Annotated in this window: 11 protein-coding genes; 8 read left to right on the top strand and 3 right to left on the bottom strand. The window is 57.6% G+C overall.

The annotated features are described in order from the left end of the window. Positions 1-14: 14 nt before the first annotated feature. Together ACETPC_RS12490 and ACETPC_RS12485 are read left to right on the top strand one after the other, a co-directional pair. Positions 15-2,606 carry an EAL domain-containing protein gene (locus ACETPC_RS12490; RefSeq protein ID WP_380181836.1) on the top strand — a complete coding sequence of 864 codons (2,592 nt, stop codon included), beginning with the start codon at positions 15-17 and terminating at the stop codon, positions 2,604-2,606. Positions 2,607-2,651: 45 nt separating this feature from the next. Then, the gene (locus ACETPC_RS12485; protein ID WP_380181835.1) at positions 2,652-3,569 is read left to right on the top strand and encodes a LysR family transcriptional regulator; all 918 of its coding nucleotides are present in this window, start codon (positions 2,652-2,654) and stop codon (positions 3,567-3,569) included. Here the strand turns inward: ACETPC_RS12485 and ACETPC_RS12480 are convergent. After that, entirely contained in the window at positions 3,566-4,630 is a 1,065-nt protein-coding gene (locus tag ACETPC_RS12480) for an ABC transporter substrate-binding protein (RefSeq protein WP_380181834.1), read from the bottom strand. The two genes, ACETPC_RS12485 and ACETPC_RS12480, sit on opposite strands and share 4 nt — an antisense overlap. A gap of 219 nt (positions 4,631-4,849) precedes the next feature. On the opposite strand from ACETPC_RS12480, the gene ACETPC_RS12475 reads away from it, so the two are divergent. From ACETPC_RS12475 to ACETPC_RS12460, 4 genes are all read left to right on the top strand, one after another. Continuing rightward, positions 4,850-6,415: an ABC transporter permease gene (locus tag ACETPC_RS12475; RefSeq protein ID WP_380181833.1), complete on the top strand. Its 1,566-nt coding sequence runs from the start codon at positions 4,850-4,852 to the stop codon at positions 6,413-6,415. Continuing rightward, positions 6,412-7,155 carry an ABC transporter ATP-binding protein gene (locus ACETPC_RS12470; protein WP_380181832.1) on the top strand — a complete coding sequence of 248 codons (744 nt, stop codon included), beginning with the start codon at positions 6,412-6,414 and terminating at the stop codon, positions 7,153-7,155. The genes ACETPC_RS12475 and ACETPC_RS12470 overlap by 4 nt, the downstream gene beginning before the upstream one ends. Before the next feature lie 11 nt (positions 7,156-7,166). Further along, positions 7,167-8,954 carry an aryl-sulfate sulfotransferase gene (locus ACETPC_RS12465; RefSeq protein ID WP_380181831.1) on the top strand — a complete coding sequence of 596 codons (1,788 nt, stop codon included), beginning with the start codon at positions 7,167-7,169 and terminating at the stop codon, positions 8,952-8,954. 275 nt (positions 8,955-9,229) lie between these two features. Further along, positions 9,230-9,520: an I78 family peptidase inhibitor gene (locus ACETPC_RS12460; protein WP_380181830.1), complete on the top strand. Its 291-nt coding sequence runs from the start codon at positions 9,230-9,232 to the stop codon at positions 9,518-9,520. Between the two features lie 30 nt (positions 9,521-9,550). Here the strand turns inward: ACETPC_RS12460 and ACETPC_RS12455 are convergent, their stop codons facing one another. Further along, a complete protein-coding gene (locus ACETPC_RS12455; protein ID WP_380181829.1) occupies positions 9,551-10,057 on the bottom strand; it encodes a redoxin family protein in 507 nt (168 codons plus the stop codon). A gap of 288 nt (positions 10,058-10,345) precedes the next feature. Then, a complete protein-coding gene (locus tag ACETPC_RS12450) occupies positions 10,346-10,594 on the bottom strand; it encodes a biofilm development regulator YmgB/AriR family protein (RefSeq protein ID WP_380181828.1) in 249 nt (82 codons plus the stop codon). 511 nt (positions 10,595-11,105) lie between these two features. Here ACETPC_RS12450 and cspA point away from each other — a divergent pair. Both cspA and ACETPC_RS12440 read left to right on the top strand, forming a co-directional pair. Beyond that, positions 11,106-11,318 carry an RNA chaperone/antiterminator CspA gene (gene cspA, locus ACETPC_RS12445; protein WP_125288360.1) on the top strand — a complete coding sequence of 71 codons (213 nt, stop codon included), beginning with the start codon at positions 11,106-11,108 and terminating at the stop codon, positions 11,316-11,318. Positions 11,319-11,442: 124 nt separating this feature from the next. Beyond that, positions 11,443-12,645, top strand: coding sequence for a multidrug efflux MFS transporter (locus ACETPC_RS12440; protein ID WP_380181827.1), 1,203 nt, complete (start codon positions 11,443-11,445; stop codon positions 12,643-12,645). Positions 12,646-12,815: the final 170 nt, after the last annotated feature.

Below are 12,815 nucleotides of genomic sequence, written 5' to 3'. Positions count from 1 at the left end.
AAGGTTTGAAGTAGATGAATTTGCCATCCTTGCTTAGCGCCCAGGCGCCCTATGGTCAGAAAACCACTTTTTTCACCCGCCGGATTTTAATGTCCCTGACGGTGCTGCTGAGCGGCGTGATGCTGCTCGCTATCGTTATGGTGGTCGGCATTGCCTGGCGGCAAAACGAAGAGGCCGTCAGGCAGGAGAGCTTTTTACTGCACAATGCCTGGAAAGATGCGCGCCAGGATTTAATGACCAACATTCGCGACTACGCCTTCTGGGGCGAAGCCTGGAACCATTTACACCTGAAAATGGATACCGTCTGGGCCTTCGATCAGCAAAATATGGGCCCGGGCTTGTTCAGCGAATTTCATTACGAAGGCGTGTTCGTGGTGGACGGCGAAGGCCGAACTACCTATACGGTGATCAACGGCAAGCTGGATAGCCTGCCGCTGGAGAGCTGGCTGGGCGTTCAGGCTGCGCCGCTGGTCGCCCGGGCGCGGCTGCTGGCTAAAGATGAAGCCGCAGCTTCGATCAATACCACTATCGGCTCAACGCCCGCTATTGTCGCCGCCGCGCCGATCACTACAGGCAGGGTTCCGGGTCTGGCCACGCGACCCGGGCCGCCGTCGGTGCTGGTTTTCGTTAGTCGCTTTACGCCAGAAAAGCTGGCGATGTTCGGCCATACCGTTGGCGTGCAGGATGCACGTATCCCCGACAGCGCCCAGGATGCTTTCGTTACGCCATTCCTGCAGGAAGCGGTAGCGGACGGCACGCCGGTGATCATCCGCTGGGATTCGCAGCAGCCCGGAAAAACGCTGCTGCTACTGCTGTTGCCCATGCTGCTGGCTGCTGCAGGGGTACTGGCGCTGGCGGCACGGCGCGTGATCAATCACGCCATGCATAACGCTGCCCTGTGCGACCAGCGTTTTTTACAGCTGGTGCATAGCCAGCGCGAACTGGCCGCCAGCGAGGCGCGCTTTCGCGACGTGGCCGAAACCGCCTCGGACTGGATATGGGAAACTAATGCGGCTGGCGTCCTGATCTATCTTTCCCACCGTTTCGCCGCTGCGACGGGATTTGCAACAGAACAGCTGTTGGATAAGCCTATCGATAAAATCCTACAGCACGAAACGCAGTCAGTTTCCGACTGGCTTAGAAGGCAACCTCAGGAAGGCCACCGGCAGACGCTACGCTGCTATTCCGTCTCGGCCTGCGGCGAAAAGCGTATCTGTAGCCTGGTGGCTAACGCCGTTGACGTGGGCGGACAGATTGTCGGCTATCGCGGCACGGTTTCCGATATTACTCAGGAAATAGAATCGCAGGCACGCATTCATTATCTTTCGCAGCATGATGCGCTCACCGGTCTGCCGAACCGCCTCTATATGAGCGAATTTTTGCTGAGCAGGCTTCAGGCACAGCCTACGGCGGAGCGGCCGCTGGTGTTGATCAGCCTCGATCTCGATCACTTCAAGCCGATCAACGATACCTGGGGCCACGCCGCAGGTGATAGCGTGCTGAACGAGGTTTCGCACCGGTTGCGCAGCGTGTTGAAGGCAGGAGATCTGGTGTCACGGCAGGGCGGCGACGAATTTATCATTATCGTTTCCGATCTTAACGGCGAGCAGGAGATCGACGCCTGCTGCCAGGCGCTGCTGGACGAAGTATGCAGGCCTTTTCAACTGGGACTACAGGAAGTCTTTATCGGCGCGAGCATGGGGCTGGCGCTGGCACCAGACGATGCGATGCAGGCAGAAGAACTGCTGCGGCTGGCGGATATCGCGCTCTACAAATCCAAGCGGGAAGGGCGTAACCGCTGGACATGGTATAGTGCCGAAATGGCCGAGCAGCTGGTGCAGCGCCGGGAGATGGAACGCAATCTGCGCAAGGCTATCGCCGGAAACGAGCTAAGGCTTTTCTACCAGCCGCGCTACTGCCTGCAAGAATCACGGCTGGACGGCGCAGAGGCGCTGATCCGCTGGGAGCATCCGCTCAGCGGCCTGATTATGCCGGACAAATTTATTCCGCTGGCGGAAGAGACCGGGCTGATTATCGAGATAAGCGATTGGGTGCTGCACCGCGCCTGCCACGACGCGCTGGGCTGGCCGGAACCGATGTACGTGTCGGTTAATATCTCACCGGCAGAATTCCGCAGCGGCAACCTTGCGCTGCGGGTAGCTAACGCGCTGGCAGTTAGCGGGCTGGAAGCAAGCCGCCTTGAACTGGAGATCACGGAAAACATTACTCTTGAGAATCCGCAAAGCGCGCTGGAAACGATGCAGTCGCTGAAGGCGCTGGGCGTCAAGCTGACGGTAGATGACTTTGGTGCAGGCCATGCATCGCTGGGCTATCTGAAAACCTTCCCCTTCGATGGCATGAAGATGGACAGATCCTATATGAGCGATTTCCCGCACTCAGCGCAGGCGATGTCCATCGTTGAGGGCATTATCGGATTGGGCAAAGCCTTCTCGCTGACGGTCACGGCGGAGGGAATTGAGACTCAGGAGCAGCTGCAGGAGCTACAGGCTATTGCCTGCCAGGAAGGCCAGGGCTACTATCTGGGCAGGCCAATGCCGCTGGCGCGGTTTAATCTGCTGCTGGCGCAGCCGGCACAAAAGCTTTAAGGGCGGCCATCCATCAGGCTATCGGAATTGCAGGGAGGCAGGGAAATGCATCTGGATTTTCGTCAGCTGCGCAATTTTGTGGCGCTGGTAGATCACGGTAGCTTCCAGCGCGCGGCGGAGGCGGTCTGTCTCTCACAGTCCGCTTTCAGCCGCAGCATTCAGGCGCTGGAGCAGCATGTCGGCCAGCCGCTGTTTGAGCGTCAGAGCAGGCTGCTGCGGTTAACGCCGCACGGGCAAAAGCTGCTGCCCTACGCCCGCCGTTTTCAGGAGCTTAACGTCGAGCTAAGCAGCCAGCTGCGTGAGGCGGACGAAGAGCAAAGCGGCGAGGTGGTTTTCGGCTGCGGGCCTGCGCCTGCCGTGCGGCTTATTCCAGCGGCGCTGGGCGAATTTCACCGGGCGGCGCCGCTGGCGCGAGTGCGCTTTCAAATCGATAACTGGCAGGCTTTATACCAGGCGCTGGCCAGCGGACACTATCCCTTTATCGTTGCCGATAGCTGGCAGGCGGAGCTGGATCCGCAGCTGCGGGTGCAGCCGCTGACGCCGCAGCGCTGTTTCTTTATCTGCCATGCCGATCATCCGCTGGCACAGCAGGGGGCGGTTTCCATCCATGACATGCTGCGCTATCCCTTTGCCTCACCCTGTCTGCCGCCGGGCGTACGCAAGGTGCTGGCAAAGCTCAGCCAGCAGCCGGATTTTACGCCAGCTATTCAGTGCGATCATCTTTATACGCTGCTGGCGACGCTGGCGCCAACGCAGGCGATAAGCTTCGCCAGCGAGGAGGCCTTTGCGCTTTACCGCCAGGCGCACTCGCTGGTCAGGCTGGAGCTGAGCGATCTGCCGGAAGAGTGGCCGCTGATGCAGACCCGTTTCGCCGTGATCGAACCGGCGCACGCGCTGCGGCCGCCGCTGGTGGAAAAACTGATCGCCAGCATTCTGCACGGCGATCGGCAGGCAGACACTTAGTCCGCCGCGCCGGTTTCTGCCATTCCCTCAACGTTATAAAGCGGCCAGCGGTTCTGCAAATGCAGTTTTTCCAGCGCTTGCTCTACAAAGCGTTTCTCTATCCATTCTTCCACGTTAAAAGCGCGACGGATCAGGCGGCTGGCTTCAGCCTGTTCTACGCTGCCCCGCAGGCTTTCCTGCAGAAAGGCGTCAGCGCGAGGCGAGGTCATAAAGTTCAGATTCTGCGGTCGAAGTTCCTGTAAAAACAGCGCCTGCGGGATTTGGCTTTGCCGCGCCATTTCGGCGCTCCAGGTCTCGCGGCTGGCGGCTTCGCTGATTTCCGCCGCGTTTTTTACCAGGATGTCGACAAGCTGCTGGGTGGCTTCCGGCCAGGCGTTAATAAAGGCCTCGCTGCCCAGCAGGGCCGCCTGGGTTGTATTCCGGCGGCCGCTGTCGCTGCTTTTTGCCACTATGTCGATATTATCGCCGCGCAGCGCCAGCAAAGCGACGCCGCCCCAAACTGCATCAATGCGGCCCGCCGCCAGCGCGGCTTTACCAGCGTTCCAGTCCAGGTTAATTACCTGCATGCTGCGCTCATTCAGGCCCGCGCTCTGTAGCGCCCGATCGAACGCCAGCTGATCGGCTGTGCCGCGATAAACCGCAACCCGTTTGCCGCGTAGATCGGCCAGCCCTTTAATCCCGGCGCTTTTTCTCACCGCCAGATAAGATTCCGATCCGCGGCTACCCAGCAGCAGCCGCGTCGATAGCCCGCTGGCTTTACCTATAATCGCCGCTAAATCCCCTAACCAGACAAAATCCAGCTGGCGGTTAGCCAGCGCTTCGTTAACCGCCGGGCCTGCGCTTTTAAAAAACTGCCACTCAATAGTGACCTGCTGCGGTTTAAACGCCGCCTCCAGCTGGTGCCGCATATAAGCCATGCCGATCGGGCCAGCGATAAAAGGCTGGCTGCCGGCGCTTTGATCCGGTACGCCGATGCGGATGGCGTGCAGGCTTTCCGCCTGAGCCAGGCTGACCATGGCAAAGAGCGCCAGAACGACACGGATAATAAATATTTTAATCATGGGGTTAGCCTCCTTGTTTTGGCTTCACCCTAAACAGCCGCCACGGACGCTGTTAAATGCTTTTATCAGCAAAAGAAAAGCGAAAAAAAGCTAAGTCAGCGCCCGTGCGCGGCCCGTGCCGACATGCATTTGCTGCATGGAAAGTATTCAGGAAACGCAATGGCGCTGACGCGGCGGGCAGCGTTTGATAGCGGCATCTTTCCTGATGGAGCAAGCTAAATGTCGCTAATTTTGCCGGACAAAATGGCTTACCGCCCCCGCTTTCGCAGCAACGGCTGGCCGCTGCTGCTGCCGACGTTGCTGCTGCTACTGTGGCAGTTTGCGGCGGTAAACGCCTGGGTCGCACCGCAAATACTGCCTGCGCCAGCCGTGGTAATGGAAACGGCGCTGACGCTGTTGCATAACGATTTGCTGGCGCAGTGGGCAGGCAGCCTGGCGCAGCTGTCGCTGGGGCTGCTGGCTGGCGTTGTGGCGGGCACGCTGCTGGGCGCCTTGTTCGCCCTGTCGTCCACAGCGGCGCGGCTAACGGAACCGCTGTTTTACGCGCTGGCGCAAATCCCTACGCTGGGCTGGATACCGCTGTTTATGGTGCTGTTCGGCATCGATAACGGCCTGAAGCTGGCGGTTATCGTAAAAACAGCGATAGTACCGGTCGCGCTTAATACCCGTCAGGCGGTGGCGAGCGTGCCTCTGACGCTTAGTGAGGCGGCGCGGACAATGAACCTCTCCCGCTGGCAGCGCCTGCGCTGGCTGGTCATACCCGCCAGTTTACCAGGCTGGTTTACCGGCCTGCGTCTGGCCTTTTCCCAGGCCTGGGTTTCGCTGGTGGTGGTGGAACTGCTCGCCTCTTCTTCCGGGATCGGCTACCTGATGGTGTGGGGACGTCAGCTATTTCAGCTGGATATCGTGTTTGTGGCTATCGCGGTGGTAGGGCTGAGCGGTTTGCTGATGGAGTGGGGCATCGCCCGCCTCTACGCTCGTTGGATCAACTGGCCGCAGCCAGCGGCGGAGCGACTCAGCTACAGCCCGCAGAGCGGCTGGCGCGCCTGGCTGCTACCGGCGATTTTGCTGGTGCTCTGGCAACTGGGCAGTCAGCAGGGCTGGGTGAACATCATGCTGTTTTCTTCGCCGCTGGCGGTGGCGCAACGCCTTATTCAGGGCACGGTCAGCGGCGAATTGCCGACCGCCATGCTTGCCAGCTTTAGCCGCGCCTTCGTGGGAGCGCTGTTGGGTATCGGCATCGGGCTGGCCTGCGGACTTTGGCTGGCGCTGCGTCCGCGTGCCGGTCAGGTAGCTGTTCCCACACTTAACGCTCTACGCCATATCGCACTTTTCGCCTGGCTGCCGCTGCTGACCGCGTGGGTCGGCAATGATGATGGCGGCAAAATCGTTTTTATCGCTCTGGCGGCATTCTTCCCGATTTTTTTCTCCACGCTGCAGGCTGTTGGCCAGCGCAATCCGCAGTTAGACGAGGTCGCCGCTATGCTGCGGATTTCGGGATTGACCCGATTGCGCAAACTCATTTTGCCGGGCGCGGCGTCAGGCATTTTCGCTGGCCTGCGGCTGGCGCTAATGTTCGCCTGGCCCGGCGCTATCGGCGCGGAATACTTTATGTCTTCGGGCAGCGGTATCGGCAGCCTGATGATTAACGCCCAGCAACTGCTGGATATGCCGACCCTTTTCTGCGGCATGGGCCTGATCGGCCTGACCGGCGCGGCGTTGGAAAAAGCCGGGCGAGCGCTGGAAAGCCGCGCCACTCGCTGGCGACAACAGGAGCAGCTATGACTTCTTCCGCTTTAGTCTCTTTTCACCAGGTACGTAAAACGTGGCGGCAGGTTACGGCGCTACAAGATTTTACCCTGCATATCGCGCGCGGCGAGTTGGTAGCGCTGGTAGGGAGCAGCGGCTGCGGTAAATCCACGCTGTTGCGGATGCTGGCTGGTCTGGAAAAGGCCACCACAGGTGAAATTCGTATCAACGGCGAACCCGTTGTCGGCGTGGGCGCCGATCGCGGGCTGGTTTTTCAGGAGCCCAGGCTGTTTCCATGGCTCAGCGTTATCGACAACGTTTTGCTGGGGCTGGCGAATGAAAAACTCAGCCGCCAGGAAAAACGCCTGCGTGCGCAACAGATGCTGACGCGCGTTCAGCTGGCGGAGTTTGCCGATACGATGCCTGCACAGCTCTCCGGCGGGATGGCACAGCGCGCAGCGATTGCACGCGGCCTGATAAGCGGGCCGCAAATTCTGATGCTGGATGAGCCTTTCAGCGCCCTCGATGCCCTGACGCGACAGAACCTGCAACAGGAGCTGCTGCGTATCCATCGCAGCTCAGGAATAACCACGTTGATAGTGACTCATGATGTGGAAGAGGCGGTGACGCTGGCCGATCGGGTGGTGGTGATGTCGCCGCATCCCGGAAAAATACGCGATATCGTCAGGCTATCGCTGCCGCAGCCGCGCCAGCGCGACGCTACTGATTTTGCCGATGCCTGCCGTGATATTCGTAATCTGATTGTTTTCAATTAAGGAGCAAGCTAATGGGACATCCTTCTGTTTACCCGACCGGCAGTACGCTTTACCAGCCAGCACAAGCCTGGAGCGGCTATACCCTTTTTCAGGCGGCTGAACGCGGTGCCGTGTTGATCGACATGAATGGCAACATCGTGCGCGAATGGCCGGAGCTGCACGGTTTTCCTAATAAAATGCTGCCGGGTGGCGCCATTCTCGGGCACAGCGGCGAACGCGATCCGCGTTATGGCATGCAGGATATGCTTGACCTGATTCAGGTTGACTGGGAAGGCAATGTCAGCTGGCGCTTTGAGCGCAATGAATATATTGAGGATCCGGGACAGCCGCCGCGCTGGATGGCCCGTGCGCATCACGACTATCAGCGTGCCGGCAATCCGGTAGGCTATTATGCGCCAGGGCTGGAACCGCAGGTCGCAGGCGGCAACACGCTTATCCTGGCCCATACCAATCTGGTCAATAAGGCTATTTCCGACCAGCCGCTGCTCGACGATACGATTATCGAAGTTAACTGGCAGGGCGATATCCTCTGGCAATGGCGCTGCAGCGATCATTTCGAAGAGCTTGGTTTTGACCAGGCGGCGCGCGCGGCGCTGCGCAACAATCCCAATATGCGCGCCAGCGGCGGCGGGATGGGTGACTGGATGCATATTAATTCAATGTCGGCGCTGGGCCCGAATCACTGGTATGACGGCGGCGATGTCCGTTTCCATCCCGATAACATTATCTGGGATGCGCGCGAGGCCAACATCATCGCTATTATCGACAAGCAGAGCGGCCAGATAGTCTGGCGGCTTGGCCCGGACTACAGCCAGCCGGAGCTGCGCCACCTGGGCTGGATTATCGGCCAGCATCACGCGCATATGATCCCGCAGGGGCTGCCAGGCGCGGGGAATATTCTGCTATTCGATAATGGCGGATGGGCAGGCTATGGCGCGCCAAATCCGGCTTCGGCGGACGGCGTGAAAAATGCCTGGCGCGACTATTCCCGCGTGCTGGAGATCAACCCGCAAACGCTGGATATCGTCTGGCGCTATTCGCCCTATGAGGCGAACCTGCCGCAGCCGACCGATGCTTATCGTTTTTACAGCCCCTATATCAGCAATATTCAGCGCCTGCCAAACGGCAATACTCTGATCAACGAAGGTTCGAATGGGCGTATTTTTGAAGTCACCGCCGGGCACGAAATCGTCTGGGAATATATTTCGCCGTTTTGGGGAAAGTCGCTGAATAATAACCGCATCTATCGGGCCTACCGTGTGCCTTATGAGTGGATACCGCAACTGGATAAACCGCAGGAAACAGCTATTACGGCTGTAGATGTACGCAGGCTGCGCCAGCCCGGAGCCGCGCCGGCCGCTGCCGCACAAAGCGTAATTCGGGTGGATGGCGTTCAGCCTTATCATAAAAGCGCCGACGCGTTATGCATTGCCGCCAGCGAGGAGACGCTGCGGCGCAGCCCTAAACTCTTTCAGGTAGCTGAAAGCGGGTTCAGGCCGATCGCTACGGAACAAGAGCTGGAAGAGGTAAGGCCGATATTGTTGTTTGTAGGCGCGGAGCGCTGCGTTCACTGTCGGCGGCTGTGGCGACTGCTGGAAAGTACTCAAGCCAGAGAACGGCTGACAGCACGAGAAAAGCGTTATCTGGATGCCGATCGCTATCCGGCGCTGGCGGCAAAGCTGGGCGTGCGCGGTCTACCGGCTTTGTTGTGGTTGAAGCAAGGGCAGATTGCTGCCAGAGCACCGACTGACCTCGGGCTTGAGGAACTGCTGGCCTGGCTGCAAAACAGACAAGAATAAAGAGAGCGGGGCAAAGGACTAACTTTTGCCCCTGAGAAAGTTAACGAACTTTCACCGCAACCAGCGTCAACGCAGCGGCGAACAGCACAAAGATGACAAGTTCCATGAGGTTCTCCTTTGTTGAGATAATTCCTAAATTATAGCCGTTTTTTACCCTGGCGATAAAAGCAATCCGTGCCGTTTTTGGGCGGAGGCCGATGCTGTTTTCTTCTTCTTTGGGCGATATCTGCTACCCTTGCCGCAAGATAAAAACAGTGAACAGCGAGGAGAAAAATATGATTCTTAGTCGCAAGCTGGCGGTGTTAGCCGCTCTGTTGACGCTGGCGGGCTGCCAGTCAGCGAAGCATAACGCCGCGGCGCCAGTAGACCCTGAGATGGATCGCTGCGGCGCCTCCGACTATCAGCAGTATGTGGGTAAGCCGCTCTCGGCTATCGACGGCGTTCGTTTTCAACATCCTGCCCGCGCCGTGCCCTATAATTCGGCGGTAACGATGGATTTCAATCTCAACCGCCTGAATTTTATGGGCGATCGCCAGAACGTTATTACCCGCGTCTACTGCGGCTAAAAAAAAGGCCGACGCTGGTCGGCCTGTTAACTAATACCATTTAGCTACCCAGCTGGTTCGCAGCCGGGTTCCCCAGTCGCTTGTCCAGCCGGTTGTGTAGAGGATCACCCTGCCTTTAATTACCACCAGCATCGTCGGCAAAACGCCAATCCGCCACTGTTGCGCAATAGCGCCCGTGGGGTCATTAATAACGGGAATAGTCAGGTGCCTGCCCTGTAGCAGGCGTACCACCTGGATATCGTCGCCGGAACGCTGGGTAATGACCAGGACGTTTTCGCCGTTAGCCGCCTGGCTGAGGATATTGCGCGTGGTATAGCGGCAGACGCCGCAGTCCCTGCTCCAGAAATAAATCAATAACGGTTTTTTGGCGCTCAGCGCGGCAATGGTCAGCGTTCGGCCGTCGATGGTATGGAAAGGCTGTTGGGCAAAGCCTGGCGGCGCTTTAGGCGCGTGCAGCAGATCCATAAGCCAGGACGCCAGCGCCGCCAGCAGCAGCAGCAGAAAAAAGGCGCGAAGGTTTTTTCTGAAGTTAGCCATCGGCGCGCGCCACCCTGGCTGTAAAGATGTCAAAGCGGTAAAACGCCGGGCGCGGCGTCAAAGATAGAGCCATATCCCTTTACCTGGTTAGCACAGCGGATCCTGCCGCTGCCGGAACATATTCCCTGCGCCGCCTGAGTGATGCGGCTTTGCTGTCACACTTCTGCAATAGCAACGCTGTAATTTAGCGCACTAAAGAGGGTGATATATTGATCTCGCCACTACAATGCCTGCTCGTCTTATTTCCCGCCTCGTGCGGGATTTTTTTCAGTGGCGCATAAGCCAGGCTCAGGGCTCGCTTTCTTCGAGCAGTAGCTTCAACAAATTGCGGTAGCCCTGGAGTCGGGCTTCATCCGGTTCACCTTCAAGCCGTTTAATCACGCTGGCGATAAGGGCTTTATTGGTGGCCGGTCTGCCGTAGCGCATCAGTTCCGTCATAATGGCGGCCAGCAGCTCGCTCTCTTTCGGTGCATTAAAAGCCGGACTGTTAAAATAGGCGGTGATTTCGCTGCCCGCGCTCGATGTATGATGGACCATGGTAAACCTCCGGCAAAGCGCCATCGCCAGCCCGGCGGCCGCGCGATGAGATCGGAAAAGGATTAACAGACCTGATTTACCCAAGGGTAAATCACCACTTAGCCTGAAAAATAATCAGGCGGAGATTTTTAATAGTCTGGATGGGCGCGGCGGAATGTCCAGCCGCCACCGAAATATTTTTTTACGACGACGGGAAAAGGGCGACGCCGTCAGGATGATTTCTCCGTCAGGCGCAGGGAAAATTAAAAATTATTTTGATATAAATCAGCGTGCTGACATTAAATTACCTTTTTTTAGCCTGCGGGGCTTGTGCCGGGACGCTGGTTATGAGTAAATGCACCGTCGGTTTTGAAACAGACAACGTATGCGAGCAATTTTAGTAAAGCAGTTTTCAGTTAAAGCGTTATCTCAGATATCTCTTCTCTGACTTCCTTCTTGAGTGCCTCATAAGTCCATCCTGTTGACAAACCTCGTGCCCTTAGCGGCTTCATACTTATTGAAGGAAAGACAAATGTCTAACAAAATGACTGGTTTAGTAAAATGGTTCAACGCTGAGAAAGGTTTCGGCTTTATCTCTCCAACCGACGGCAGCAAAGACGTGTTCGTTCACTTCTCTGCTATCCAGAACCAGGGTTTCAAAACGCTGGAAGAAGGTCAGAAAGTTGAATTCTCTATCGAAAACGGCCAGAAAGGCCCAGCGGCTGCTAACGTAACCGCACTGTAATTCGAAAGAGATCCCGCCGCGTGCGGGAGACCAGAAACCCGCCCCCGTGGCGGGTTTTTTGCGTTTGGCGCCCGGCCCTTGTTACACTCTTCGCTCGCATTCTCCTGCAGAGCAAAAAAATAAGATGGAATCCTGGAAGGTTAACCTTATTTCGGTCTGGTTCGGCTGCCTGTTTACCGGGCTCGCTATCAGCCAGATTATTCCTTTTCTGCCGCTTTACGTCGAGCAACTGGGCGTCACCGATCCCAGCGCGTTAACGCTGTGGTCAGGGCTAATCTTCAGTATCACCTTTATGGTTTCTGCCATAGTGTCGCCAATGTGGGGCAGCCTTGCCGATCGTAAAGGGCGCAAGCTAATGCTGCTGCGCGCTTCGCTGGGTATGGGACTGGTGATTTTTTTACAGGCTTTCGTCACCCATGTCTGGCAGCTACTGTTGCTGCGTGCGCTGATGGGGCTGACCTCTGGCTATATCCCTAACGCGATGGCGCTGGTGGCTTCCCAGGTGCCGCGCGAGCGTAGCGGCTGGGCGCTGAGCATGGTTTCCACCGCGCAGATCTGCGGCGTGATTATGGGGCCGCTGCTGGGCGGTTTTCTGGCGGACTGGGTAGGGCTGCGCGCCGTTTTCCTGATAACCGCCTGCCTGTTGCTGACCAGCTTTCTGATTACCCTGTTTTTAATCAAGGAAACCGGACACCGCAAGGTTAGCAAAGAAGAGAAGCTCAGCGGCGCCATGGTTTTTCGCTCGCTAAGCAATCCGGGTTTAATTATCAGCCTGTTTATCACTACGCTGGTGATCCAGCTTTGCAACGGTTCCATCAGCCCCATCCTGACGCTGTTTGTGCGGCAACTTGAACCCAACGTAGAGAACATTGCTTTTATCAGCGGCGTGGTCGCGGCCATACCCGGCGTTTCCGCGCTCTTTTCTGCGCCGCGGCTGGGCAAATTGGGCGATCGTATCGGCGCGCAGCGTATTTTATTTGCCGCACTGATGCTGACCATAGTGCTGTTTATCGCCATGTCCTGGACGACCAGCGCGCTACAGCTCGGGGCGCTGCGCTTTCTGCTTGGCTTTGCCGAAGGCGCGATGATGCCAGCGGTACAGACGCTGCTGTTGCGCTACTCCAGCGACAGAATTACCGGCAGAATATTTGGCTATAACCAGTCATTTATGTATCTGGGCAACGTGGTCGGGCCGCTAATCGGCTCGGGCGTTTCCGCCATTGGCGGTTTTCGCTGGGTGTTTGCCGCTACCGCTATCGTGGTGCTGATTAACACTTTTCAACTGATGCTGGTCTGGCGACGCAGGAAAATCGCCGCGGCGGTGTGAGTTTTGCCAGGCCTGAAAAAAACGGCCCGGCAAGCAGGAAGTAAAACCGGTCGGCAAAGGCAGCCGACCGGAAGTACCCGTAATGCTACTGGCTAAGCCACACCGGCCGGTTTTAGCGTGATGGCATAGCGGTAATGCTGCGCGCTAAGCAGAAATTCCGGGCTGACGCT

Origin of the sequence: Pantoea sp. sgz302252, assembly GCF_042610525.1 — a bacterium.
Lineage (GTDB): Bacteria > Pseudomonadota > Gammaproteobacteria > Enterobacterales > Enterobacteriaceae > Erwinia.
Note: the sequence above shows the minus strand (reverse complement) of the source record. Positions and strands in the feature narration are given on the sequence as shown.